The organism is Guptibacillus hwajinpoensis, from assembly GCF_005144865.1.
Taxonomy (GTDB): Bacteria; Bacillota; Bacilli; order Bacillales; family Guptibacillaceae; genus Guptibacillus; species Guptibacillus hwajinpoensis_A.
In genome coordinates this window covers 35,398-59,367 of sequence record NZ_SWFM01000010.1, presented here as the reverse complement: position 1 = coordinate 59,367, position 23,970 = coordinate 35,398, and the positions used below count along the sequence as shown (strand labels likewise).

Sequence of the window (23,970 nt, the reverse complement as noted above, 5' to 3'; positions counted from 1 at the left end):
CAGCGTTCGTCCTGAGCCAGGATCAAACTCTCCGATAGAAAGCTTAATCTAGCTTTTAAAACAATGTTTTGTTTCCGTAGAAACAACTACTTACATGGCGTTTCGTTCAGTTTTCAAAGATCGATTTGTTTCTTTCGATGTCGTTTTCAGCGACTTTATTAATGTACCACATTAACTCAGTTGGAGTCAACAACTTTTTTAATTCTTTTTTTGCGTCAACCGTTTCGTATCGGCGACCTATATAAATATACAGGTTGTTTAAGTAATTAGCAAGGGGTTTTTGAAATTAATTTGTACCTTTTTTTAAAATGCGCATATACTTTAAAACTTCAGCCTTTGTAGCAGTTCTTTTATAGATTCCGAGCAGAATCTGATACCGCTCCTCCATAGCTCGTTTAATAAGCCCATCAATGCGACTATTATCCAAATCCAAGAGAAGTTCCTCCATCTCCCGCTTAAGTAAATACTCGATCTCTTTCATTTCTTTATTGTTAACTAGTAGCCCTATCACTTTATCTCCTCCTTCCTCAAACCAGTATCGCCTAACCTTTACCTAAATATGTGTGAAGGAAACACTTTGTACATAGTTATGAAACTGTTCGCATATGAATGGGACAAAGGGGGTGCATGATGAATTTTTTCTGGATTTGGAATGGAAAGCGTATAAAACAGGGACTTATTATTGTAGTTGCTGCTTTTTTCACTGCCATTATTTTATTTACAGAAGGTGGCGAGCTAGCTGTCTTCACTTCGAATGACGTACCGCTCGCCATTGATCAAGTAAAGAGCAAAGATAAACGAATTGCACTAACGTTCGATATTAGCTGGGGAGAAACAAAAGCCATCCCTATTCTTGACCAATTAAAAAAGAACAAAGTAAAGGCTTCTTTTTTCATTTCAGGAGCTTGGGCTGAACGACACCCCGAAATCGTTGAGCAAATTGTAAAAGATGGTCATGAAATAGGAAACCTGGGATATAAATACGAAAATTACACGACGATGGAAAATGAAGAAATACGAAAAGACATTATACGCTCCCATGAAGCGATTAAAAAAGTAGCTGGTACTCAACCAGAACTTCTCAGACCACCAAATGGCAATTTTGATAAAAGGGTTCTCACTCTGTCAGATAAAATGAACTACACGGTTATTCATTGGAGTCTCGATTCAGAAGATTGGAGAAACCCTGGTATGGAAACCATAGTAGAAAATGTTGCAAGCGGTGCAGATCCTGGTGATATTATTCTCTTGCATGCTTCTGACTCAGCTAAGCAAACGGCTGATGCGATTCCAAACATCATCTCGACTTTGAAGAAGAAAGGTTATACTTTCTATACAGTAAGCGAACTTGTATCAAATGCAGATATCAAAAGTAAAGAAATTAAATAAGCAGCCCTGCTATGTGCAGAGCTGCTTTTGTTTATGCTTCTTTTCCTATCAGACGATGAAGTGTTAGCAATTGCCATACATTACTGACGAGAAGTGGTATTAAAATAAGCCATAGCCATTTAGGATCATTACTCTGTAACCCAGGAATCCATTCAAGCGTGGTTACAACGACAATAAAGAAGAGAGCCGGTATAAAGGCCTGCTTGTTCGTTTCTTTTTGTTTGATATAAGCTACTGTAACACCTACCACAAGAAGAAATAGAGCAACAAGTACGTAGCTTACAACACTTTCTCCCGCTTCCGCAAAAACGGCATAGCGGAAATATACTAAGTCGAACAACGCAACTGCGATAAGGACGGCTTGTATAGTATTCCATAATCTAACCGACTTAAAAATACCAAGTCCAAACCGATGTATGGTTAAATATGCGAAAAATCCCATCTGACTGATCAAGCTGAAGATACTGGATACTCCTAGTAACCAGAGCATGACTATCAGGAATGAAATAAATTCACCGTTTTTTAGATCAGTCCAATATTGCGACCAGTCTAAGACAATACCTGTAATCATTCCTGCTGTTGATCCAATCAGAAGGGTTGAAAAGAATAAGTAAACAAGATTTCTCGTTTTCACAATCAAACCCCCGTGAATGTTTATGATGCTTCTCTGTTGAATTGTACCAATGCCACTTTTAAAATGCCACCCTTCCTTTATTCTCCGGGTATAAATTCACAGTTTCGCCTAATATTAAGGATAAGAATATGAGAAAGGAGCATGAGCATATGAGTCAGCGATTCAAACTGCTTGCTCTTGGATTAGCTTTTCTTCTTATTGCCGGTTGTGCCACAGGATCCGCTGAAGGCTCTCAGGCTAATTATGATGAAACGAAGAAAATGCTAGTCGATCTGCTAAAAACAGATGAAGGCAAAAAAGCCATTCAGGAAATCATGTCAGATGAGAAATTAAAACAACAGCTTGTGATGGAAGAACCTTTTGTGAAAGAAACCATACAGAAAGTCCTTACAACTGAAGAAGGCAAGAAGTATTGGCAAGAAATGCTGAAAGATCCAGCTTTCGTTGAGAACTTTGCGAAAAACATTCAAGGCGAAAATGAAAAACTGTTTAAAGCACTTATGGACGATCCAGAGTATCAAGAAAAAATGATGGATTTGATGCAGGATCCTGAGATGGAGAAACAATACTTGCAGCTATTAGAAAGTAAGCAATCCAGAAAGCAAATCAAGGATCTAATCTCTGAAACATTCGAGAGTCCGTTATTCCAGGCTAAAATTCAGCAGATGTTAACCAAAATCACTTCAGAGCAATTAAAAGCAACTGAAGGTAATGGAGAACAGAAATCGAGTGAAAAATCTGGGGATGAGCAGGACAGTGGTTCAGACAATCAACAGTGATCACACCTAATGAAAAAAGGACACTCCAAGTGGAGCGTCCTTTCTTGTTATTCTGTTTTCGCAATAACTTCTTTCGCTATATCTAAATATTGCTTACCAATCGGATGATCAGCCTGGTAAACGGAAGGAGCAAACTCCTCGTCATTGAAATCAGGTTGTCCAAGTGGCAACTTCCCTAGAATCTCGGTAGATAGTTCAGAGGCAAGTTTTTCTCCGCCACCCTGACCGAAAACATATTCCTTTTCACCAGTTACCTTACTTTCAAAATAAGCCATATTCTCCACTACTCCAAGCACTTCATGCTTAGTTTTCAATGCCATAGCGCCTGCCCGTGCTGCTACGAAAGCAGCAGTTGCATGTGGAGTAGTGACAATGATCTCCTTCGATGCCGGAAGCATTGTGTGGACATCAAGCGCTACGTCCCCTGTTCCTGGTGGGAGGTCAAGCAGCAAGTAATCTAACTCACCCCAGTCAACTTCACTGAAGAAGTTGTTAAGCATTTTCCCAAGCATTGGACCACGCCAGATTACTGGAGCGTTATCTTCTACAAAAAATGCCATAGACATAACTTTTACATCAAAACGTTCAACAGGATAGATTTTACCATCTACCACTTTCGGTCTACTTTCAATCCCCATCATATCTGGAACACTAAATCCATAAATGTCAGCATCAATTATGCCAACTTTTTTACCTAATCGAGCAAGCGAAGTTGCTAAGTTTACTGTTACAGTAGATTTTCCTACTCCACCTTTACCACTCGCAACGGCAATAAACTGCGTCTTGCTCTCTGGTGATAACAATGGCGGTAGATTAGGATTCGCTGAAGTCCCTTGGGGAAGCTCTTCATCAGCAAGCTGTTCAAACCGTAGCCCTACTGATTCCGCTCCAGCACCCTTCAAGATATTTACGATTTCCTGTTGTACTTTCATCTGCTCAGCAGATTCTGTTTGTGCAAGGGCAGCTTTTACACTAACATAGCCTTCCTTTGTCTTCACATCACGAATGGTGATACTTTTATGTATAATAGGATCTTGCACTTTTTGTAATAATTCAACGACCTGATCTTTCGTTAACATGGAGGCACCACCTTCTCTGAATTCGATTACATTGTTAGTATAACACATCATTCAGATAACTTTGACTCTCCTGTTTATTGGATGTTTTATTGATTAGTAAGCTAAAACCAGTGCCTATTCTTCAGGCACTGGTTCGTTAGTGGAATAGCGAATAATTCCCTGGTATATGGAAGCGGCTATTTTATTCTGATATGCTTCTGTATTTAATAACTCACGCTCCGTGGGATTTGAGAGAAACCCTACTTCTACAAGCGCCCCCGGAATTTCCGCTTGCTTCAATAAATAGACACTATCCAAATTCTTTGCAAGACGATTAGTATTCTCAAGGTTTCGTTTGATCTCAGATTGTATGAACCGCGATAATGCTTGGCTCTGTTCATTTGTTGGATTATAAAACGTTTGGGCACCGCTCCACTTTGATGAAGGTATGGCATTCAAGTGAATGCTGATAAACAAATCATTACTTGAATCATTAACAAGTCTAACACGTTCTCTTAGATCTTCGGATTTACGATTGCTAAGACCCTTCGTATTTTCTGATGCTAAGTCAGTATCAGTCTCACGAGTCATGATAACAAGTGCCCCTGCTTCTTGAAGGTAATCACGCAATTTAAGTGATACCTTTAAAGCAATATCCTTCTCTACTACATTGTTACCTACTGCACCTCCATCCGGACCACCATGACCTGGATCAATCACAATAATTTGCCCGGATAAGGGAAGATGCCAGGCATCCCAGGAAGAATCAATGGCAAATTTGTAATTAATAATAAATAACAGCACAAGTACTCCAGACGCAACGCCCAATCGCTTTGACCACTTTTTCATAGCAACACCGCCCTCTATTCTGTGTCCTATAGTATCTATATGGGACAAGTGAGGGAAATAGTCTTGGAACCTGATCGTTTATTGAAGACGAAGACGACGTCTCATGATTCCTTTTTCACACCCTGCTTTCCACCAGTTCGAAACAAACACATCACAAGTTAGGTGAAGGGATTCTTCATACCCAACAGAAGTCTTCCAGAAGAGCCAATAATCGAACAAAGCATCAATAAGGGCTTTTTCAAGTTTAAAACAACGTCGGTGCACCGCTTCCATTGATTCTCCATTGCATGAGAATTTACTATACTCTGCTCCTAATAAATAGGCTTCGATTGCAATGTCCATACAAACATTCTCAACATCGCCTTTATACAGAATCGCATCAGAGAAGAAAGGAGAAAACATTTCTGTAATATTATCTGATAAATCTTTAAGTGATATTTCAATTAGTATTCTCCGCTCGAATTCAAGGCGCTTATGACGCTGGCGTTCTTTAAAGACAGTAATAACGTTGTCCATGTCACCCATCCTCTCGACTTATTATGCTTTAGTCTCTTTCGAGCGTCATAGAGTATGCGGTAATTGAACTGGTAATTCATTCAGTTCAATCCATGAATAGACAACAAAAAAACCCCCGGCTATTGAAAGCCAGAGGTTTTGAAATAATAAAATTAACGCTTCGAGAACTGAGGTGCACGACGTGCTGCTTTAAGACCGTATTTCTTACGTTCTTTCATACGAGCATCACGAGTTAGGAAGCCAGCGCTCTTAAGTGTAGCGCGTGATTCCGGGTCAGCTTGAAGTAGTGCACGAGCGATACCGTGACGGATTGCGCCCGCTTGTCCAGTGAATCCACCACCGTTAACATTTACGAAGATATCGTAAGTGCCTTCAGTACCAGTTTCAACTAGTGGTTGCTTAGAGATAAGCTTTAGTGTTTCAAGATCGAAATAGTCATCGATTTCACGGTTGTTAATAACCATACGTCCGTTACCAGGAAGTAAACGTACGCGTGCTACAGAGTTTTTACGTCGGCCAGTGCCGTTGTATTGTACTTGTGCCAAGTTGATTCCCTCCTTTTAATTAACCTCTTAGTTCGTATTTTTCAGGCTGTTGAGCCTGGTGATTGTGCTCGCTACCAGCGAATACATGAAGCTTCTTAATCATTTGGCGACCAAGGCTGTTCTTTGGAAGCATACCTTTGATTGCAAGTTCAAGCATTTGCTCAGAACGGTTAGTACGCATTTCTAGAGCGTTTCTTGATTTCAAACCACCTGGGTGTCCACTATGACGGTAGTACATCTTGTCATTAAGTTTGTTACCAGTTAGTTCAATTTTCTCAGCGTTAAGGATGATCACATGATCACCAGTGTCAACGTGAGGTGTGAAAGTTACTTTATTTTTACCGCGTAGGATCGCTGCTACTTCACTTGCAAGACGGCCAAGTGTTTGACCTTCAGCGTCAACGATATACCATTTACGTTCTACTTCGTGGCCTTTAGCCATAAATGTTGTACGCATGAGTTTCCCTCCTAAAATCAATCCAATTTATTTTAAAACTAGCACAGAATATTCATTGTCAGTTGTCAGTCAGATTTCTAAATCCGGGGCAAGTGGATGTAGAAATACCAAAGAATATCTTATAATACGTGGGCGGAAATGTCAAGTGTTTGATAACTTTCTATTCCTTTTTAAGAATAAGAGACTTCCCATAAATAGAGTCCGTGGGGAGGCGCAGTCTTTCCAGCCCTACTACGATCTTGAGCTTCCAGGATAGAAGGCAATTCATCCGCTTGACGATCTCCTCTACCAACCTCTAGGAACGTCCCCATCAAAATGCGAACCATATTATATAGAAATCCACTACCTTCAAATGTGAAAATGAGTTCATCATTTTCTTTTTCAATATCAATCCGGTAGATCGTGCGAACTTTATCTTTCACATCTGTTTTGGCAGAGCAAAATGATGTGAAATCATGCTCTCCAATAAGGTGTGCTGCAGCCCTTCTCATATCGCCTATATTCAATTCACGAGCCTCATGAACTGCATAGTTTCTTCGAAAGACATCAGAGGCGTCACGGTTATTCACACGGTAGTGATACGTTTTTCGAACAACATGATACCTGGCGTGGAAATCTTCAGGTACAGCTTCCGCTCGTAATACGCGCACATCGGCTGGTAACTGCGCATTTAATGCTCTCACCCATTTATCCAACGGGATAGAAAGCGGCGTGTCAAAATGTATGACCTGTCCTAAAGCGTGCACACGAGCATCAGTCCTACCTGAGCCAGTCACATGAATCAATTTACCTTTGTGCATCTGTTTCAACGCACGCTGTAGCTCTTCTTGAACTGTACGGCCATTAGGCTGTACTTGATAGCCATTGAACGCAGTACCATCATACGATATCGTCATTTTAATCCTTTGCATGATGTCCCCCTTAACTTCTCAACAGAAGTAAACCAACACTTAGCATTAGAAGGATAATAAATAATGTTGTATCCTTTCCGGACCATTTCAGTAGTCGGATGCTCGTTCTGCCTTCTCCACCACGATATCCCCTAGCTTCCATTGCCATCGCTAGATCTTCTGCACGTTTAAATGCACTTACAAAGAGTGGAACGAGAAGAGGCACGATGCTTTTTAGACGCTCTTTGATTGGCCCACTAGAGAACTGCGCTCCCCGTGCAGACTGTGCTTTCATGATTTTCTCGGTTTCCTCGAGAAGCGTAGGAATAAACCGTAGTGCAATAGACATCATCAATGCAAATTCATGAACGGGAAGGCCGATTTTCTTCATGGGTCCAAGTAAGCTTTCGATTCCAACCGTAATATCAATTGGTGTAGTCGTTAAAGTCAATAGAGAAGTAATCATAATTAAGAATAGAAGACGTAATGATATAAATACCCCTTGCTTTACACCGCCTTCATATACTTCAAGAAACCCAAAATCGAACAGTAACGGACCTTCTTTCGTTAAAAATACATGTAGTAGGAATGTGAGTATAATAACGAGAAGAATAGGCTTTAACCCGTTGTAAATGTATCGTAACGGTAGTCTAGATACAAACACAGCAATTAAAGTAAACGCTCCGAGTAACGCATACGTTAACCAATTGTTAGCTAGAAATACAATAATAACGAATAGAAAAGCAGTTAAAAGCTTCGCTCTTGGGTCAAGTTTATGAATAAATGACTGCCCAGGAACGTACTGCCCAATAATAATGTTTTGCATCAGGATTTCTCCTCCTTTTGCAAAATGGTTAACGCTGCATCTACAGCTGCATCCAATGAAAACACACTGTGAGGTAGCTTTCGATCGAAACGCTCTTCGAGACGATGGATGAATTGCACTGTTTCAGGGACATCCAAACTTAATGCCTTCAAAGCATCTGAATCAGCAAAAATATGTTCTGCATTTCCCTGCAGAGCAATTCCGCCCTTTTCCATAATCACGATATTATCAGAATAATGCGCTGCATCCTCCATACTGTGGGTAACCAATATTGTAGTTAGCCCCTCTTCTTGATGCAGGCGATAAAATAGCCCCATAATCTCTCGCCTTCCACGTGGATCAAGTCCAGCAGTCGGTTCATCGAGAATTAGGATTGATGGCTTCATTGCAAGAACACCAGCAATAGCTACACGCCTCATCTGACCACCACTTAAATCAAAAGGCGATCGTTCAAGATAGGACTCATCCAATCCTACCTGATGAATGAGCTTTGCAGCGCGCTGCTTCGCTTCTTCTAGAGGAACGCCGAAGTTAAGAGGACCAAATATAATGTCCTTCTCAATTGTTTCCTCAAACAATTGATGTTCAGGATATTGGAACACTATGCCTACATGCTTCCTTAAAGCCTTTAATCTCTTCTCCTTCTCACCCGCTCGAATAAGAAAATCACCAATTTGAATACTTCCTGCAGACGGTTTAAGAAGTCCATTTAGATGCTGAATCAAAGTAGACTTCCCAGAGCCTGTATGTCCTATAATGGTTTGAAATGTTCCAGATGGAATGGAAAGATTAATGTTTTTAAGTGCATTTCGTTCAAATGGTGTTCCTCGATTATATGAATGCTCTAACTCTTTGACTGTAATGTCCATAGCTCGTTTACCAGCTCCTCCTGTGATAAAGTAAGCTTCGAGAAATCATACCCTTTTTCACGAAGAGCTCGTTGCACCTGCAATGGAAACGGCAGATCAAGTCCAATCTTCTCAAGCATGTCACCTTTTTCGAAAACATCTACAGGAACACCCTCATCAATTACTTCGCCAGCGTTCATGACTATCATTCGATCAGCACGTGCCGCCTCTTCAAGATCATGAGTAATCGATATTACTGTCATACCTTCTTCTTCTTTTAACTCACGCATCGTTTGTAAAACTTCTTTACGTCCTGCAGGATCAAGCATGGACGTAGCCTCGTCTAGGATAACGATGGAAGGTCTTAACGCAATAATTCCTGCTATAGCTACGCGCTGCTTCTGACCACCAGATAAGCGATGTGGTTCTTGATCAAGGAAGTCTTCCATCCTTACTTTTTTAACACTCTCAGCGATACGCTTCAGCATCTTCTCACGTGGCATTCCACTGTTCTCAAGACCAAAAGCTACATCATCCTGAACAGACGTTCCAACAAATTGGTTGTCGGGATTCTGAAAGACAATTCCTACTCTTCTTCTAATTTCCCAGATACTTTCCTCGTCTCTACTATTAAACCCCTCAACAAGAACATCACCCTTCTCAGGTAGAAGCAGTCCATTAAGAAGTCTTGCAAGCGTAGATTTACCAGAACCATTATGTCCTACAATCGCAAGCCATTCACCTTTCTGAACAGATAGGCCAACATCTTTTAAGACGTAAGGATGCTCTTCCTGATATCGAAATGATACATTTTGAACGGAGATCAGTTCTTCCATACTCTTTCCTCCTGCCTCTGCTAGTTTCATACTGTATCTGCAGTACTAGTATGCTGGTGCGAAAAAATGGCGGGGCAGTACATGCCGCCACTTTTTCCTATCAGCATACGCTTAAATTTTGACCGCTGCTGTATGGGAAATCCATCACTTAGTTTATTTCGCAAAAAAAGCCTGGCATCTGCCAGGCTTTCAGTAATGGCAAGCAGCATGCTATCACTTGGAACATGCGCTTTATTTCACAAAAAAACGCACGAAAAAAGGGCATAGAATCAGTATCCAATATCGAGATCCTGTCCCGCCCTTTTAATCAAGTGCGTCTTATACTAGCTCGATGATAACCATTTCAGCACCATCACCGCGGCGTGGTCCAAGTTTACGGATACGAGAGTAACCGCCTTGACGCTCAGCATAACGAGGAGCGATATCGCTGAATAGCTTTTGAACTGCATCTTGACCGCTTTCTGCATCCGCTACTTCGTTACGGATGAAAGAAGCTGCTTGACGACGTGCGTGAAGATCTCCGCGTTTACCAAGCGTAATCATTTTATCGATGAAAGAACGAAGCTCTTTCGCCTTTGATTCTGTCGTTTCAATACGTTCATTGATGATCAAATCTGTAACAAGGTCACGGAATAGCGCTTTACGCGTATCGCTTGTACGACCTAACTTTTGGTATGCCATGAAGTATTCCCTCCTTTGTTGTTTATAAAATCAACAACTACTATATCTATTCTTCGTTACGAAGCCCAAGTCCAAGCTCTTCAAGCTTTTCTTGTACTTCTTCAAGTGACTTACGTCCAAGATTACGAACTTTCATCATGTCTTCCTCAGACTTGTGAGTTAGCTCTTGAACTGTATTAATTCCAGCACGTTTCAGGCAATTATATGAACGAACTGAGAGATCGAGCTCTTCAATTGTCATCTCAAGCACTTTCTCTTTTTGGTCCTCTTCTTTTTCGACCATGATTTCAGCATTTTGAGCCTGATCTGTTAAGCCAACAAAAATGTTTAAATGTTCATTTAAAATCTTTGCGCCTAACGATACCGCTTCTTCAGGTCGAATGCTGCCATCTGTCCAAACGTCAAGGGTTAGTTTATCATAGTTTGTTACCTGGCCAACGCGTGTGTTTTCAACTTGGTAGTTAACACGGGAAACAGGAGTAAAGATTGAGTCAACCGGAATTACACCGATTGGCTGTTCATCATTCTTGTTTCCTTCCGCTTGTACATAACCTCTTCCACGAATTGCAGTAACTCGCATTTGGAATCGTGCACTTGCAGATAGGGTAGCAATATGAAGGTCAGGGTTTAAGATCTCCACGTCGCTGTCATGAGTAATATCACCAGCTGTTACTGTTCCAGGTCCCTGAACATCTACTACTAGTGTCTTCTCTTCCTCAGAGTAAACTTTCATAGCTAACTTCTTAAGATTGAGAATAATAGTTGTTACATCCTCGTGTACACCTTCAACTGTAGAGAACTCATGGAGAACTCCTTCAATTTGGACAGATGTAACAGCAGCACCAGGTAGTGAAGATAACAGTATACGACGTAGGGAGTTACCCAAAGTAGTTCCATAACCACGCTCTAGTGGTTCGACAACAAACTTTCCGTATTTAGCATCCTCGTTGATAGCTACCGCTTCAATTTTTGGCTTTTCGATTTCGATCATCCAACAAACCCTCCTTCAAAACGTCGAACTTCGGTTAGACATGAAGTCTAACCGAATAATCCCTTTAGGTGGTCTAAATACCAACAACCTAATTATGATTCGTCAACCGTCAACAATTTATACATTATCATTATTGACATGTTCATCAATTGTATACCGATAGATTGAATCTTTCCATAAGAGATTGTTCAAAACCAGGCATTCACCCGAAGGGAACATCTACGTTTTTGAACTCTCTACTAAATTAGACTCTACGACGTTTTGGCGGACGGCAGCCGTTATGAGGTACTGGAGTTACATCACGGATCGCAGTAACCTCTAGACCTACAGCTTGAAGTGCACGAATAGCAGCTTCACGACCAGCTCCAGGGCCTTTAACAGAAACTTCTACAGTTTTCATGCCATGCTCCTGTGCAGTTTTACCTGCAGTTTCGGCAGCCATTTGAGCAGCGAATGGAGTCGACTTACGAGAACCTTTAAAGCCCATGTTTCCGGAAGTTGCCCAAGAAATCGCATTTCCGTGAGTATCAGTAATCGTAATGATTGTATTGTTAAAAGTGGAACGGATATGAGCTACTCCACTCTCAACATTCTTTTTCACGCGCTTTTTGCGCGTATTTGCTTTACGTTGCTTAGCCATTTGTTAATTACCTCCCTTACTTCTTCTTGTTAGCTACTGTACGGCGAGGGCCTTTACGAGTACGAGAGTTGTTCTTCGTATGTTGACCTCGGACAGGAAGACCACGACGGTGGCGGATACCACGATAAGAACCGATTTCGATTAGACGCTTAATGTTAAGTGAGATTTCACGACGAAGATCACCCTCAACTTTAATTTTGTCTACTACTTCACGGATTTTTCCGAGCTCTTCTTCAGTTAAGTCGCGCACGCGAGTGTCTTCAGAAACACCAGCGTCAACTAGAACTTGTTTCGCAGTTGTTTTACCGATTCCATAAACGTAAGTTAACGCGATTACGATGCGCTTTTCGCGTGGAACATCAATACCAGCAATACGTGCCATTACGTTGCACCTCCTTATATATTAGCCTTGTTTTTGCTTATGCTTTGGATTTTCACAGATAACCATGACTTTACCTTTACGGCGGATAACTTTACATTTTTCACACATTGGTTTTACTGATGGTCTTACTTTCATTGTTTTAACCCTCCTTGTATACGGAGATTAACTGCTTATTTATATCGATACGTGATTCGACCACGTGATAAGTCATATGGAGAAAGCTCAACGGTTACTTTGTCACCTGGTAGAATACGAATGTAATGCATGCGTATCTTTCCGGATACGTGAGCAAGAATCTTATGACCGTTTTCGAGTTCTACTCGAAACATTGCATTCGGCAGAGGTTCGATAACCTTGCCTTCCATTTCAATCACTTCTTCTTTAGCCATCTACTTGCTCTCCCTCCTTTAAATCAATGACATATTCATTCACATATTTTGAGATCGCGAAACGCAGCTTGCCATTTGTGACACGGCCGGTTTCCTCAAGACTTCGCTTTACCTCAGGGGATACATAATCTATCAGCTCAAGGTGCGCGAGGTTCTTCCGCTTTGGTCGATCAAACTTACGCTTGTCACCATCTGCTAAGAAAACATAACGTTTATCAACGATTCCTACAATCACGCTATATTGTTCAGCGTCTCTTCCCCGTCTATTCCGAACGATCTGACCGATCTCGGGAACGGTATCCGACTCTTTCACGAACCATCACCTTCACTTAGGCCTTTGTTAGAATTTCATATCCTTCTTCCGTAACAGCAAATGTGTGCTCAAAGTGAGCGCAGTTTTTGCCGTCAGTTGTTACTACAGTCCAATTATCCGAAAGTGTTCGAACATAGCGAGAGCCCAGATTCACCATCGGCTCTACTGCAAGGACCATCCCCTGCTTTAGCCTCGGCCCTTTTCCTGGAGGACCATAATGGGGAATTTGAGGATCTTCATGAAGGTCTTGACCTACACCATGACCAACATATTCTCGTACAATCGAAAAACCTTCAGCTTCGGCATATGCTTGAATTGCATGAGAGATATCTGAAAGCCTCTTACCAGCTTTCGCTTCATCCAATCCTTTATATAACGATTCCTCGGTAACTTTTAACAACCGTTCGTCTTCTTCTGAGATAGTGCCAACAGGATAGGTCCAGGCAGAATCGCCATGATAACCTTTATACTTAGCACCAATATCGATGCTAATTATATCTCCCTCCGCCAACACGCGATCTCCTGGAATACCATGTACAAGCTCTTCATTAACTGAAGCGCATATACTTCCAGTAAATCCATTGTAACCCTTAAAGGAAGGAATTGCACCAAGCTGACGAATAAACCGATCGGCAATCGTATCCAGCTCTTTTGTCGTAATTCCAGGCTTGATGTGCTTCTGTAGCTCTTGATGAGTTAATGCGACAATCTTGCCTGCCTCTCGCATGATATCAAGTTCGCGAGGTGTCTTGCAAATAATCATTACGACAACCCTTTGAGGAGTTGATCTACATCTTCAAACACCTCATTGATGTCTTTATTGCCATCAATTGTTTTAAGATAGCCTTTGCCTTCATAAAAGGTCAACAATGGTTGCTGTTGTTGCTTGTTGACTTCGAGGCGAGTGCGTACAGTTTCTTCTTTATCATCATCTCGTTGATAAAGTTCTCCACCGCACTTATCACAAACTCCTTCTTCCTTAGGAGGATTGAAGATTACGTGATAGGTTGCTCCACAGTTACGGCAAACACGACGTCCAGTCAAACGCTGCATGAGTTGATCTTCCTCAACTGCAATATTAATTACATAGTCGAGTTTTTTCTCCAAGTCGGATAAGATCTCTTCTAGCGCATCAGCTTGTGCGACGGTTCTTGGGAAACCATCTAAGAGAAAACCTTTTTCGCAATCATCTTTTCCTAAACGCTCTCGTACTATACCGATTGTTACTTCGTCAGGTACGAGATTTCCGGAATCCATGAACTCTTTTGCTTTAAGACCAAGAGGCGTTCCTTCTTTAATCGCTGCTCGGAACATATCTCCAGTAGAGATATGAGGGATGCCATACTTTTCGACAATCTTTTCTGCCTGGGTTCCTTTTCCGACACCCGGAAGCCCCATTAATACTAGATTCATCTAATCCCTCCGCACGTCACCCAATCGAGGATGAAGGAGGGGAAGAAAGTTCTTCCCGATTTATCCTCAAGATTTAATAAAGCCTTTATAATGACGTTTAATTAATTGACTTTCAATTTGCTTCATCGTATCAAGCGCTACCCCAACAACGATCAGCAAGCTTGTTCCGCCGATTTGCAGCGTTTGCGGCAGTCCTGCTACGGTTGTGAAAAATACCGGAATAATCGATATAACAGCAAGGAAAAGTGCTCCTACAAATGTTAAGCGGTAGAGAATGCGAGTAATGTACGTTTCCGTTGCATTACCCGGACGAATACCAGGAATGTATCCACCCTGCTTTTTAAGATTCTCAGCCATCTTCTCCGGATTAACCTGGACAAACGTATAGAAATACGTAAATCCAATGATGAGTAACGCATACACGACCATACCAATAGGTTGTGTATAATCAAATACCCTTACGATCCACTCCGTTACCGTATTATCTCCGAACAACCTGGCGATTGTTGGTGGAGTAATAATCAGTGATATTGCAAAGATAACTGGAATAACACCTGCTGCATTGACCTTAATTGGTAAGTGTGTGGATTGTCCACCAACTTGTCTGCGGTTTACAGTACGCTTGGCATATTGAATTGGGATTTTTCTAAGACCTTGTTGAACAAAGATAACAGCTACAACAATTGCGAGTGCTGCAAGTGCTAGAATCACAAGTGTAACAATGTTAAGGAACAACTCATCTTGAGAACCTTCAAACATCTGTGCATAGAGCTGATTAAGCCCTGGTGGAATTGCAGCAACAATACCAGCAAAGATGATGATTGAAATTCCATTTCCTACGCCTTTTGCTGTGATCTGTTCGCCTAACCACATCAAAAAAGCCGTTCCGGCTGTTAAAACAAGAGAAATATTAAGATACGTTAGTACGCCTGGATTACTAATCAACTGTCCACCAACAATATTGTTGAACCCGATTGAAAGACCAATACCTTGGACAAGTCCAAGTACGATCGTTCCATAACGAGTAACCTGCGTTAGCTTCTTGCGTCCGGCTTCCCCTTGTTTAGACCATTCGGTAAACTTAGGAACAACGTCCATTTGCAATAGCTGTACAATAATAGAAGCAGTGATGTAAGGCATAATTCCCATGGCAAAGATGGAGAAGTTTTGCAACGCTCCACCGCCAAAGGTGTTGAGTACTCCGAAGAGACTCATTTGATCTTGAAATTGTAGTACGTCTCTGTTCACACCTGGAACCGGTATGAATGTTCCGATTCGGAACACGACAAGCATGAGTAGGGTAAATATTACTTTATTTCTAATATCACCTACGCGCATAATGTTGGAGATTGCCTGGAACATTAGATCACCTCAGTGTTTCCGCCTGCCGCTTCAATAGCCTCTTTTGCAGAAGCAGAGAACTTGTGGGCTTTGACGGTAAGCTTTTTCTCAAGCTTACCACTACCTAGAATCTTAATTCCAGCTTTTTCTTTGCTTACTACGCCAGTTTCCAAAAGAAGCTCTGGAGAAACTTCAGTTCCATCTTCGAAACGGTTAAGCGAATCAAGATTAACAATCGCGAACTCTTTACGGTTCATGTTTGTAAATCCACGCTTAGGTAGACGTTTGAAGATTGGAAGTTGTCCTCCTTCGAAACCGACGCGTACTCCGCCGCCAGAACGAGCTTTTTGACCTTTTTGACCGCGACCAGATGTCTTACCGTTACCAGTAGCAATACCGCGACCAAGTCTGTTGCGCTCTTTACGAGAACCTTCAGATGGTTTTAGTTCGTGTAGTTTCATTGTGGGCACCTCCTCAATGTATAGATTTTTTACGCATCAATTTCGTTAACAGTTACAAGGTGAGATACCTTGTTGATCATACCGCGAATCGCAGGATTGTCGTTATGAACAACCGTGTGATGCATCTTGTTTAGTCCAAGTGTTTTTACCGTCACGCGTTGGTCTTGAGGGCGACCAATCACACTACGTGTGAGGGTGATTTCTAATTGCTTAGCCATCTATTTTCCCTCCCTTAACCTAGTAGCTCTTCTACAGATTTTCCACGAAGCTTTGCAACGTCTTCCGCACGCTTAAGGTTCTCAAGGCCATTAAGAGTTGCACGCACCATGTTAATCGGATTGTTAGATCCAAGAGACTTAGATAGAATGTCACCTACACCAGCAAGTTCTAGTACCGCACGAACAGGTCCACCAGCAATAACTCCTGTACCTTCAGAAGCAGGCTTCAATAGTACGTTACCAGCTCCGAAATGACCTGTAATTTGGTGAGGGATTGTTGTTCCTACAACAGGAACAGTAATTAAGTTCTTCTTCGCATCTTCGATAGCTTTACGAATTGCTTCAGGAACTTCCTGCGCTTTACCAGTTCCGAATCCAACGTGACCGTTTTTGTCTCCGACAACTACGATTGCTGCAAAGCGGAAACGACGTCCACCTTTAACAACTTTCGCTACGCGGTTAACGGTAACAACGCGTTCTTCAAGTTCTAGTTTGTTAGCATCAATGCTACGCATGGGTCAACCTCCTTTTTATTAAAATTTCAGTCCTGCTTCACGCGCTGCGTCTGCAAGAGCTTGCACACGTCCGTGATAAAGATATCCTCCGCGGTCGAAAACCACTACAGAATAACCTGCTTCAACAGCACGCTTTGCGATTGTTTCTCCGACTTTCACAGCAGCTTCTGTGTTACCGCCGTGCTCAACGTTAATTCCTTGTTCCATGCTAGAAGCTGATACGATAGTAACACCTTTAGTGTCATCGATAAGCTGTGCATAGATGTTCTTGTTAGAACGGAATACGTTTAGACGCGGACGTTCAGTAGTACCGGTAACTGTGCGGCGAACGCGAGCGTGTCTTTTTTGACGCGCTTTGTTTTTATCGGCTTTAGTGATCATTAAACGTCACTCCTTTCCGCTAGGTTTTTACCTATTTGCCTGTTTTACCTTCTTTACGACGTACATATTCGCCTTCGTAGCGAATTCCTTTACCTTTGTAAGGTTCTGGAGTACGGACAGCGCGGATGTTTGCTGCAACAGCTCCAACGCGTTCTTTGTCAATTCCTTTTACAACCACTTTTGTGTTTGCAGGAACTTCAATATCAATACCTTGTTCAGGTACCATCTCAACTGGGTGAGAGTACCCTACGTTAAGAATAAGTTTTTCACCAGATTTGCTTGCACGATAACCAACCCCGATGATTTCAAGACCTTTTTCAAAGCCTTTAGTCACACCTTCAACCATGTTAGCGATCAGGCTGCGAGTTGTACCGTGAAGTGCACGGTGCTCTTTATGATCAGAAGGACGAGCTACTGTTAGCACGTTCTCTTCAATGTTTACTTTGATATCAGGGCTGAATGAACGAGAAAGTTCCCCTTTAGGTCCTTTAACCGTTACAACGTCTCCTTTGATATCGATTGTTACACCACTTGGGATTTCAATCGGTTTAAGTCCGACACGTGACATAATTACACCTCCATTCTGCTTTAAGAATTACCAAACGTACGCTAGAACTTCTCCGCCTACTTGCTGTTGACGAGCTTCTTTGTCCGTCATAATTCCTTTAGAAGTAGAAACAAGAGCGATTCCTAGACCGCCAAGTACACGTGGTACTTCGTCTGCTTTAGCGTATACGCGAAGACCAGGTTTACTGATTCGCTTTAATCCAGTGATAACGCGCTCGTTATTTGAACCGTACTTTAAGAAGATACGGATGATTCCTTGTTTGCTGTCTTCGATCATTTCAACATCACGTACAAAACCTTCACGTTTGAGGATTTCAGCGATGCTTTTTTTCGAATTAGATGCAGGAAACTCAAGCTTTTCGTGACGAACAGTGTTCGCATTACGAATTCTTGTAAGCATATCTGCGATTGGATCAGTCATGACCATTAGTAATTACCTCCTTCCCTATTTCGGGTTTACCAGCTAGCCTTTTTAACGCCTGGGATTTGACCTTTGTGTGCAAGCTCCCGGAAACAAATACGGCAAAGTTTAAATTTGCGAATAACTGAGTGTGGACGTCCGCAACGCTCACAACGAGTATACTCTTGTACTTTAAACTTAGCTTGACGCTTTTGTTTCGCGATCATAGATTTTTTCGCCACAATTTTCCCTCCTTACTTACTTTTGAAATGGCATACCTAGGTTAGTCAACATTTCACGGCTTTCTTCGTCCGTATTTGCTGTCGTTACGATAACGATGTCCATTCCGCGTACTTTGTTAACTTTATCGTAATCAATTTCAGGGAAAATCAACTGTTCTTTAACACCAAGTGTGTAGTTACCACGACCATCGAATGATTTCTTAGAAATACCTCTGAAGTCACGTACACGTGGTAGTGAAACAGAAATAAGCTTGTCTAAGAATTCGAACATACGAGTTCCGCGCAATGTAACTTTTGCACCGATTGGCATATCTTCACGAAGCTTAAAGCCAGCGATTGACTTTTTCGCACGTGTGATTATTGGTTTTTGACCTGAGATTAACTGAAGCTCCTCAACTGCTGTATCTAGAGCTTTAGGATTCTGAACAGCGTCACCAACACCCATGTTGATTACAATCTTTTCAAGCTTTGGAACTTCCATAACAGAGGAATAATTAAATTTCTCCATTAGTGCAGGTTTAGTTTCATTTTGATACTTTTCTTGGAAACGATTCATCGGATTGACCTCCTTTCGCTACGAACTACTTATCGAGTACTTCACCGGATTTTTTTGAGATACGAACTTTCTTACCGTTGTCTACTTTGTATCCAACGCGAGTAGGTTCACCAGACTTCGGATCTAGCGCCATTACGTTAGAAACGTGGATCGCTGCTTCCTGCTCGATAATTCCACCTTGAGGATTAGCCTGTGATGGTTTCGAGTGTTTCTTAACAAGGTTGACACCTTCAACGATAACTCTATCTTTTTTCGGGTAAGCTTCAAGGATCACACCTTGTTTACCTTTGTCCTTACCAGAAATAACTTTTACTTTATCTCCCTTTTTTACGTGCATAAGGTCGCGCACCTCCTTACAAGGCATCTATTTTCAAATGATTAAAGAACTTCTGGAGCAAGAGAAACGATTTTCATGAACTGGCTGTCGCGTAATTCACGAGCAACTGGTCCGAAAATACGTGTTCCGCGCGGTCCTTTGTCATCACGGATAACAACCGCTGCGTTTTCGTCAAATTTGATGTATGAACCATCTTGACGACGAACGCCACTTTTACTGCGTACAATAACAGCTCTAACGACTTCACCTTTCTTAACAACGCCGCCAGGTGTTGCTTGTTTCACAGAACAAACAATTACATCACCGATATTAGCAGTTTTACGACCCGAGCCGCCAAGTACTTTGATACAAAGTAATTCACGTGCACCAGAGTTGTCTGCTGTTTTCAAACGAGATTCCTGTTGAATCATCTAGAAAGACCTCCCTTCGGACATTAGTAAATGATCCGAGTTCATTTAGATAATAACTGCTTCTACAACTACTTCTACAAGACGGAAACGTTTGTCTTTAGATACAGGACGAGTTTCCATGATTGTTACAACGTCGTTGATTTTTGCAGTGTTGTTTTCATCATGCGCTTTGAACTTCTTAGAGTACTTAACGCGTTTACCGTATAACGGGTGCATCTTATAAGTCTCAACCATAACAGTAATTGTCTTATCCATTTTGTCAGAGACTACACGCCCAGTGTATTCTTTGCGATTATTGCGTTCGCTCATTTTCGCAAACCTCCCCTCATATTAACCGTTTGTGATTCCTAACTCTCTTTCACGCAAAACAGTGTTTGCGCGAGCGATTGATTTACGGACTTCACGAATGCGGGCTGGGTTTTCCAGTTGACCTGTAGCAAGTTGAAAGCGAAGATTGAAAAGTTCTTCTTTAAAAGATTTCGCTTTCTGCTCAATTTCGGCAGTGGTCAAGTTACGAATTTCCTCAGCTTTCATTTGTGTCACCACCCACTTCTTCGCGTTTTACGAACTTAGTTTTAATAGGTAATTTGTGAGAAGCAAGGCGAAGAGCTTCGCGCGCAACTTCCTCAGAAACACCTGCAATTTCGAAACAGATTTTCCCTGGCTTTACTACAGCTACCCAACCTTCAGGAGCACCTTTACCGGAACCCATTCGTACTTCAAGTGGTTTAGCAGTGTAAGGCTTTGATGGGAAAATTTTAATCCAGACTTTACCGCCACGTTTCATGTAACGAGTCATAGCAATACGAGCTGCCTCGATTTGACGGTTTGTGATCCAACTAGCTTCAAGAGCTTGTAGACCGTATTCACCGAATGCTACTTCAGTGCCACCTTTAGCACGTCCGCGCATTTTTCCGCGATGTTCTCTACGGTATTTAACACGTTTAGGTAACAACATGATTTATTTTCCCCCTTCCTCTTTTTGCGTTCCTTTCGTTGGAAGGACTTCACCACGATAGATCCAAATCTTCACACCAAGCTTACCGTAAGTAGTATCTGCTTCTGCAGTACCATAATCGATGTCAGCACGAAGTGTATGAAGAGGTACAGTACCTTCACTGTATGATTCAGAACGAGCAATATCAGCACCGTTTAGACGGCCAGATACTTGCGTTTTAATTCCTTTTGCGCCTGATCTCATCGCACGCTGAATAGTTTGCTTCATAGCGCGACGGAAAGAAACGCGGTTTTCAAGTTGGCGAGCGATGTTATCTGCAACTAGTGTTGCATCAACGTCAGCTTGCTTAATTTCAAAGATGTTAACGTGAACTTTCTTGCCTGTTAGTTCCGCGAGAGACTTACGAAGAGACTCAACTTCAGAACCACCTTTACCGATCACCATACCAGGCTTAGCAGTTTTCACTGTTACATTCACTCGGTTTGCTGCACGTTCGATTTCAACAGCTGATACAGATGCATCCTTCAAACGTTTTTCAATATATTCACGAATTTTGATATCTTCGTGTAATAGGTTAGCGTAATCTTTGTCTGCGTACCATTTAGACTCCCAATCACGAATAACGCCAATTCGAAGTCCTACCGGATTAATTTTCTGACCCACTCGTTATCCCTCCTTCTTTTCTGATACCACGACTGTGATATGGCTAGTTCGCTTGTTGATGCGGCTAGCTCTACCCATAGCACGTGGGCGGAAACGTTTCATTGTTACTCCTTCGTCCACAAACACTTGAGAAACCGTAAGATTGTTCGGTTCTAGCTCAAGATTGTGCTCTGCATTAGCGATCGCAGAGTTAAGCACTTTCTCAACTACTGGAGAAGCAACTTTGTTTGTGTTGCGCAAAATCGCAATAGCTTCACCGACTTGCTTTCCTCGAATGAGATCTACGACTAAGCGTGCTTTACGAGGAGCAATACGCACGTGTTTTGCAACAGCTTTAGCTTGCATTCGTTGTACCTCCCCTCAAATTAACGTCTAGTTTTTTTGTCATCTGCAGCATGCCCGCGATATGTGCGAGTTGGAGCAAATTCGCCAAGCTTGTGTCCGACCATGTCTTCTGTAACATAAACCGGTACGTGCTTGCGTCCATCATATACTGCAAAAGTGTGTCCAATAAATTCTGGGAATACTGTTGAACGACGAGACCAAGTTTTGATAACTTTTTTGTCGCTCTTTTCATTTAAGTCTTCGACCTTTTTCATTAAATGATCGTCGACAAAAGGTCCTTTTTTCAAACTACGACCCATTTGTGAACCTCCCTTTTGTGATTAAGCTACGGTCCCTTGGAACCGTAGGTTAATCCCATTATTTTTTGCGACGACGTACGATGTACTTGTCGGAGTCTTTGTTCTTCTTACGAGTCTTAAATCCAAGGGTTGGTTTGCCCCATGGTGACATTGGTGATTTACGTCCGATCGGCGCACGACCTTCACCACCACCGTGTGGGTGATCGACAGGGTTCATTACTGAACCACGAACTGTAGGGCGGATACCCAACCAACGAGAACGTCCAGCTTTACCAATATTGATAAGCTCGTGCTCAAGGTTACCAACCTGACCAACTGTGGCGCGGCAAGTAGAAAGAATCATACGAGTTTCTCCTGAACGAAGACGTACTAGTACGTATCTACCTTCTTTACCTAGAAGCTGAGCTTCTGCACCAGCAGAACGAACTAGTTGTCCGCCGCGGCCTGGCTTAAGTTCAATGTTGTGAATTGTTGTACCAACTGGAATGTTGATTAGTGGAAGCGTGTTTCCTACTTTAATGTCAGCGTCAACGCCAGACATAATTTCAGTTCCTACTTTAATTCCTTTTGGAGCAAGAATGTAACGCTTCTCTCCATCAGCATAGTTGATAAGAGCGATGTTTGCAGAGCGGTTTGGATCGTATTCGATCGTAGCAACGCGTCCTGGTATTCCATCTTTATCTCGTTTAAAGTCAATGATACGATATTTACGCTTATGACCGCCACCTTGGTGACGAACAGTCAAGCGACCTTGGTTGTTACGTCCACCTTTTCTGTGAATAGGTGCAAGCAACGACTTTTCCGGCTGGTCTGTAGTGATTTCAGCAAAGTCAGATACTGACATACCACGACGACCGTTTGTGGTCGGTTTATACTTTTTAATCGCCATTCTAATTTCCCTCCTTATCTATTATTTTTTAGACGCCTTCAAAGAAATCTAATTCTTTGCTCTCTGGTGTAAGCGTCACGATAGCTTTTTTGCGACGTGGTGTGAATCCGCTATGACGGCCAACACGTTTCTTTTTACCCATATAGTTTTGAGTGTTTACTCCAGCAACTTTAACTCCGAAGATTTCTTCAAGAGCACTCTTGATTTGAGTTTTGTTAGCACGAGTATCAACTTCGAACGTATACTTTTTGTCTGCCATTACGTCAGTAGTAGCTTCAGTAATAACGGGGCGCTTGATAATATCACGAGCGTTCATTACGCTAGCACCTCCTCTACTTTTTCCACAGCGTCTTTTGTCATAACCAATTTATCAGCTTTAAGGACATCAAGAATATTAAGTCCAGCTGAAGTTACAACAGTAACACCAGGGATATTGCGTGCAGATAATGCAACAGCTTCGTTATAGTCGCCTGTAACGATAAGCGCCTTGCTTTCTGCTGAAAGGCTTGATAGTACAGATTTCATTTCCTTTGTTTTTGGTGCATCAAAAGAAATGCTGTCGACGATGACCATATCCTCTGTTTGTACTTTAGAAGACAAAGCAGATCTGATAGCCAAACGGCGAACTTTTTTAGGTAGCTTGTAAGAATAGCTTCTTGGTGTCGGACCAAATACTACTCCACCGCCAACCCATTGTGGTGAACGGATTGAGCCCTGACGAGCACGACCTGTTCCTTTTTGGCGCCATGGTTTAGCTCCACCACCGCGTACTTCTGAACGATTTTTCACGTCGTGGTTACCTTGACGCAAAGATGCTTGCTGCATGATAACCGCATCATACATAACACTTTCGTTTGGTTCGATCCCGAAGATTGCTTCAGCGAGTTCGATGTCGCCAACTTGTGCTCCGGTTTGGTTAAACATTGTTACTTTAGGCACTTGGATATCCTCC

42 protein-coding genes are annotated in these 23,970 nt (G+C 42.1%); 2 read left to right on the top strand and 40 right to left on the bottom strand.

Features of this window, described 5'->3' with window-relative positions:
* Window positions 1-286: 286 nt before the first annotated feature.
* Window positions 287-511: a hypothetical protein gene (locus FBF83_RS19660; protein WP_136948799.1), complete on the bottom strand. Its 225-nt coding sequence runs from the start codon at window positions 509-511 to the stop codon at window positions 287-289.
* Window positions 512-630: 119 nt separating this feature from the next.
* Between FBF83_RS19660 and pdaB the strand changes: the two genes are divergently transcribed.
* Window positions 631-1,389: a polysaccharide deacetylase family sporulation protein PdaB gene (gene pdaB / locus FBF83_RS19655; protein ID WP_136948798.1), complete on the top strand. Its 759-nt coding sequence runs from the start codon at window positions 631-633 to the stop codon at window positions 1,387-1,389.
* Window positions 1,390-1,420: 31 nt separating this feature from the next.
* On the opposite strand, the gene FBF83_RS19650 is transcribed toward pdaB, so the two are convergent.
* Window positions 1,421-2,023 carry a KinB-signaling pathway activation protein gene (locus FBF83_RS19650; RefSeq protein WP_136948797.1) on the bottom strand — a complete coding sequence of 201 codons (603 nt, stop codon included), beginning with the start codon at window positions 2,021-2,023 and terminating at the stop codon, window positions 1,421-1,423.
* 149 nt (window positions 2,024-2,172) lie between these two features.
* On the opposite strand from FBF83_RS19650, the gene gerD reads away from it, so the two are divergent.
* Window positions 2,173-2,802 carry a spore germination lipoprotein GerD gene (gene gerD, locus FBF83_RS19645; RefSeq protein WP_136948796.1) on the top strand — a complete coding sequence of 210 codons (630 nt, stop codon included), beginning with the start codon at window positions 2,173-2,175 and terminating at the stop codon, window positions 2,800-2,802.
* A 47-nt stretch (window positions 2,803-2,849) separates the two neighbouring features.
* On the opposite strand, the gene FBF83_RS19640 is transcribed toward gerD, so the two are convergent.
* The 38 genes from FBF83_RS19640 to rplD form a co-directional block, all read right to left on the bottom strand.
* Window positions 2,850-3,881, bottom strand: a complete 1,032-nt coding sequence (locus FBF83_RS19640) for a P-loop NTPase (protein ID WP_136948795.1) — start codon at window positions 3,879-3,881, stop codon at window positions 2,850-2,852.
* Between the two features lie 114 nt (window positions 3,882-3,995).
* Window positions 3,996-4,709 (bottom strand): N-acetylmuramoyl-L-alanine amidase CwlD, encoded by a 714-nt coding sequence (gene cwlD, locus FBF83_RS19635; protein ID WP_136948794.1) that lies wholly within the window; start codon window positions 4,707-4,709, stop codon window positions 3,996-3,998.
* 78 nt (window positions 4,710-4,787) lie between these two features.
* Window positions 4,788-5,225, bottom strand: a complete 438-nt coding sequence (locus FBF83_RS19630; RefSeq protein WP_169525646.1) for a DUF2521 family protein — start codon at window positions 5,223-5,225, stop codon at window positions 4,788-4,790.
* Between the two features lie 152 nt (window positions 5,226-5,377).
* Window positions 5,378-5,770 (bottom strand): 30S ribosomal protein S9, encoded by a 393-nt coding sequence (rpsI, locus tag FBF83_RS19625; RefSeq protein WP_048313356.1) that lies wholly within the window; start codon window positions 5,768-5,770, stop codon window positions 5,378-5,380.
* A gap of 19 nt (window positions 5,771-5,789) precedes the next feature.
* A complete protein-coding gene (rplM, locus tag FBF83_RS19620; RefSeq protein WP_048313355.1) occupies window positions 5,790-6,227 on the bottom strand; it encodes a 50S ribosomal protein L13 in 438 nt (145 codons plus the stop codon).
* 170 nt (window positions 6,228-6,397) lie between these two features.
* Window positions 6,398-7,138: a tRNA pseudouridine(38-40) synthase TruA gene (truA, locus tag FBF83_RS19615; protein ID WP_136948792.1), complete on the bottom strand. Its 741-nt coding sequence runs from the start codon at window positions 7,136-7,138 to the stop codon at window positions 6,398-6,400.
* 10 nt (window positions 7,139-7,148) lie between these two features.
* Window positions 7,149-7,946, bottom strand: a complete 798-nt coding sequence (locus tag FBF83_RS19610; protein WP_136948791.1) for an energy-coupling factor transporter transmembrane component T family protein — start codon at window positions 7,944-7,946, stop codon at window positions 7,149-7,151.
* Window positions 7,943-8,812, bottom strand: coding sequence for an energy-coupling factor ABC transporter ATP-binding protein (locus FBF83_RS19605; protein WP_136948790.1), 870 nt, complete (start codon window positions 8,810-8,812; stop codon window positions 7,943-7,945). The genes FBF83_RS19610 and FBF83_RS19605 overlap by 4 nt, the downstream gene beginning before the upstream one ends.
* Window positions 8,788-9,627: an energy-coupling factor ABC transporter ATP-binding protein gene (locus tag FBF83_RS19600; RefSeq protein ID WP_136948789.1), complete on the bottom strand. Its 840-nt coding sequence runs from the start codon at window positions 9,625-9,627 to the stop codon at window positions 8,788-8,790. Before FBF83_RS19600 ends, FBF83_RS19605 begins: the two co-directional genes overlap by 25 nt.
* Window positions 9,628-9,945: 318 nt before the next feature.
* Window positions 9,946-10,308 carry a 50S ribosomal protein L17 gene (gene rplQ, locus FBF83_RS19595; RefSeq protein ID WP_048313350.1) on the bottom strand — a complete coding sequence of 121 codons (363 nt, stop codon included), beginning with the start codon at window positions 10,306-10,308 and terminating at the stop codon, window positions 9,946-9,948.
* A 46-nt stretch (window positions 10,309-10,354) separates the two neighbouring features.
* Window positions 10,355-11,299 (bottom strand): DNA-directed RNA polymerase subunit alpha, encoded by a 945-nt coding sequence (locus FBF83_RS19590; protein WP_048313349.1) that lies wholly within the window; start codon window positions 11,297-11,299, stop codon window positions 10,355-10,357.
* A gap of 244 nt (window positions 11,300-11,543) precedes the next feature.
* Window positions 11,544-11,939: a 30S ribosomal protein S11 gene (rpsK, locus tag FBF83_RS19585; protein ID WP_048313348.1), complete on the bottom strand. Its 396-nt coding sequence runs from the start codon at window positions 11,937-11,939 to the stop codon at window positions 11,544-11,546.
* A 16-nt stretch (window positions 11,940-11,955) separates the two neighbouring features.
* Window positions 11,956-12,321: a 30S ribosomal protein S13 gene (gene rpsM / locus FBF83_RS19580; protein WP_048313347.1), complete on the bottom strand. Its 366-nt coding sequence runs from the start codon at window positions 12,319-12,321 to the stop codon at window positions 11,956-11,958.
* A gap of 21 nt (window positions 12,322-12,342) precedes the next feature.
* Entirely contained in the window at window positions 12,343-12,456 is a 114-nt protein-coding gene (gene rpmJ / locus FBF83_RS19575; protein WP_003720928.1) for a 50S ribosomal protein L36, read from the bottom strand.
* 35 nt (window positions 12,457-12,491) lie between these two features.
* Window positions 12,492-12,710 carry a translation initiation factor IF-1 gene (gene infA, locus FBF83_RS19570; protein ID WP_048313346.1) on the bottom strand — a complete coding sequence of 73 codons (219 nt, stop codon included), beginning with the start codon at window positions 12,708-12,710 and terminating at the stop codon, window positions 12,492-12,494.
* The gene (locus FBF83_RS19565; protein WP_136948788.1) at window positions 12,703-13,023 is read right to left on the bottom strand and encodes a KOW domain-containing RNA-binding protein; all 321 of its coding nucleotides are present in this window, start codon (window positions 13,021-13,023) and stop codon (window positions 12,703-12,705) included. The genes infA and FBF83_RS19565 overlap by 8 nt, the downstream gene beginning before the upstream one ends.
* 16 nt (window positions 13,024-13,039) lie before the next feature.
* Entirely contained in the window at window positions 13,040-13,786 is a 747-nt protein-coding gene (gene map / locus FBF83_RS19560) for a type I methionyl aminopeptidase (protein ID WP_136948787.1), read from the bottom strand.
* Window positions 13,786-14,436 carry an adenylate kinase gene (locus FBF83_RS19555; RefSeq protein ID WP_136948786.1) on the bottom strand — a complete coding sequence of 217 codons (651 nt, stop codon included), beginning with the start codon at window positions 14,434-14,436 and terminating at the stop codon, window positions 13,786-13,788. The genes map and FBF83_RS19555 overlap by 1 nt, the downstream gene beginning before the upstream one ends.
* Window positions 14,437-14,502: 66 nt before the next feature.
* Window positions 14,503-15,798, bottom strand: a complete 1,296-nt coding sequence (gene secY / locus FBF83_RS19550; protein ID WP_136948785.1) for a preprotein translocase subunit SecY — start codon at window positions 15,796-15,798, stop codon at window positions 14,503-14,505.
* The gene (rplO, locus tag FBF83_RS19545; RefSeq protein ID WP_048313341.1) at window positions 15,798-16,238 is read right to left on the bottom strand and encodes a 50S ribosomal protein L15; all 441 of its coding nucleotides are present in this window, start codon (window positions 16,236-16,238) and stop codon (window positions 15,798-15,800) included. Before rplO ends, secY begins: the two co-directional genes overlap by 1 nt.
* Before the next feature lie 29 nt (window positions 16,239-16,267).
* Complete coding sequence (gene rpmD, locus FBF83_RS19540; RefSeq protein WP_048313340.1) at window positions 16,268-16,456, bottom strand: 50S ribosomal protein L30; 189 nt, start codon at window positions 16,454-16,456, stop codon at window positions 16,268-16,270.
* Window positions 16,457-16,470: 14 nt separating this feature from the next.
* Complete coding sequence (gene rpsE / locus FBF83_RS19535) at window positions 16,471-16,971, bottom strand: 30S ribosomal protein S5 (RefSeq protein ID WP_048313339.1); 501 nt, start codon at window positions 16,969-16,971, stop codon at window positions 16,471-16,473.
* An 18-nt stretch (window positions 16,972-16,989) separates the two neighbouring features.
* Window positions 16,990-17,352, bottom strand: a complete 363-nt coding sequence (gene rplR / locus FBF83_RS19530; RefSeq protein ID WP_136948784.1) for a 50S ribosomal protein L18 — start codon at window positions 17,350-17,352, stop codon at window positions 16,990-16,992.
* A 31-nt stretch (window positions 17,353-17,383) separates the two neighbouring features.
* Window positions 17,384-17,920, bottom strand: a complete 537-nt coding sequence (rplF, locus tag FBF83_RS19525) for a 50S ribosomal protein L6 (protein WP_136948783.1) — start codon at window positions 17,918-17,920, stop codon at window positions 17,384-17,386.
* A gap of 27 nt (window positions 17,921-17,947) precedes the next feature.
* Window positions 17,948-18,346, bottom strand: coding sequence for a 30S ribosomal protein S8 (rpsH, locus tag FBF83_RS19520; protein WP_136948782.1), 399 nt, complete (start codon window positions 18,344-18,346; stop codon window positions 17,948-17,950).
* A gap of 29 nt (window positions 18,347-18,375) precedes the next feature.
* A complete protein-coding gene (locus tag FBF83_RS19515) occupies window positions 18,376-18,561 on the bottom strand; it encodes a type Z 30S ribosomal protein S14 (RefSeq protein ID WP_048313335.1) in 186 nt (61 codons plus the stop codon).
* Between the two features lie 16 nt (window positions 18,562-18,577).
* Window positions 18,578-19,117: a 50S ribosomal protein L5 gene (gene rplE, locus FBF83_RS19510; protein WP_048313334.1), complete on the bottom strand. Its 540-nt coding sequence runs from the start codon at window positions 19,115-19,117 to the stop codon at window positions 18,578-18,580.
* 25 nt (window positions 19,118-19,142) lie between these two features.
* Entirely contained in the window at window positions 19,143-19,454 is a 312-nt protein-coding gene (rplX, locus tag FBF83_RS19505; RefSeq protein ID WP_048313333.1) for a 50S ribosomal protein L24, read from the bottom strand.
* A 41-nt stretch (window positions 19,455-19,495) separates the two neighbouring features.
* The gene (gene rplN, locus FBF83_RS19500; RefSeq protein WP_048313332.1) at window positions 19,496-19,864 is read right to left on the bottom strand and encodes a 50S ribosomal protein L14; all 369 of its coding nucleotides are present in this window, start codon (window positions 19,862-19,864) and stop codon (window positions 19,496-19,498) included.
* 45 nt (window positions 19,865-19,909) lie between these two features.
* Window positions 19,910-20,173, bottom strand: coding sequence for a 30S ribosomal protein S17 (gene rpsQ / locus FBF83_RS19495; protein WP_048313331.1), 264 nt, complete (start codon window positions 20,171-20,173; stop codon window positions 19,910-19,912).
* A 21-nt stretch (window positions 20,174-20,194) separates the two neighbouring features.
* The gene (gene rpmC / locus FBF83_RS19490) at window positions 20,195-20,398 is read right to left on the bottom strand and encodes a 50S ribosomal protein L29 (protein WP_048313330.1); all 204 of its coding nucleotides are present in this window, start codon (window positions 20,396-20,398) and stop codon (window positions 20,195-20,197) included.
* Window positions 20,388-20,822 carry a 50S ribosomal protein L16 gene (gene rplP, locus FBF83_RS19485; protein WP_048313329.1) on the bottom strand — a complete coding sequence of 145 codons (435 nt, stop codon included), beginning with the start codon at window positions 20,820-20,822 and terminating at the stop codon, window positions 20,388-20,390. Before rplP ends, rpmC begins: the two co-directional genes overlap by 11 nt.
* 3 nt (window positions 20,823-20,825) lie before the next feature.
* Window positions 20,826-21,485, bottom strand: a complete 660-nt coding sequence (gene rpsC / locus FBF83_RS19480) for a 30S ribosomal protein S3 (RefSeq protein ID WP_048313328.1) — start codon at window positions 21,483-21,485, stop codon at window positions 20,826-20,828.
* Window positions 21,486-21,488: 3 nt separating this feature from the next.
* Window positions 21,489-21,830 carry a 50S ribosomal protein L22 gene (gene rplV, locus FBF83_RS19475; RefSeq protein WP_136948781.1) on the bottom strand — a complete coding sequence of 114 codons (342 nt, stop codon included), beginning with the start codon at window positions 21,828-21,830 and terminating at the stop codon, window positions 21,489-21,491.
* A 20-nt stretch (window positions 21,831-21,850) separates the two neighbouring features.
* Window positions 21,851-22,129, bottom strand: a complete 279-nt coding sequence (rpsS, locus tag FBF83_RS19470; protein ID WP_048313326.1) for a 30S ribosomal protein S19 — start codon at window positions 22,127-22,129, stop codon at window positions 21,851-21,853.
* Window positions 22,130-22,187: 58 nt separating this feature from the next.
* Window positions 22,188-23,018 carry a 50S ribosomal protein L2 gene (gene rplB / locus FBF83_RS19465; protein WP_136948780.1) on the bottom strand — a complete coding sequence of 277 codons (831 nt, stop codon included), beginning with the start codon at window positions 23,016-23,018 and terminating at the stop codon, window positions 22,188-22,190.
* A gap of 28 nt (window positions 23,019-23,046) precedes the next feature.
* Complete coding sequence (gene rplW / locus FBF83_RS19460) at window positions 23,047-23,334, bottom strand: 50S ribosomal protein L23 (protein ID WP_098445976.1); 288 nt, start codon at window positions 23,332-23,334, stop codon at window positions 23,047-23,049.
* A complete protein-coding gene (gene rplD / locus FBF83_RS19455; RefSeq protein WP_048313323.1) occupies window positions 23,334-23,957 on the bottom strand; it encodes a 50S ribosomal protein L4 in 624 nt (207 codons plus the stop codon). Before rplD ends, rplW begins: the two co-directional genes overlap by 1 nt.
* Between the last annotated feature and the right edge of the window lie 13 nt (window positions 23,958-23,970).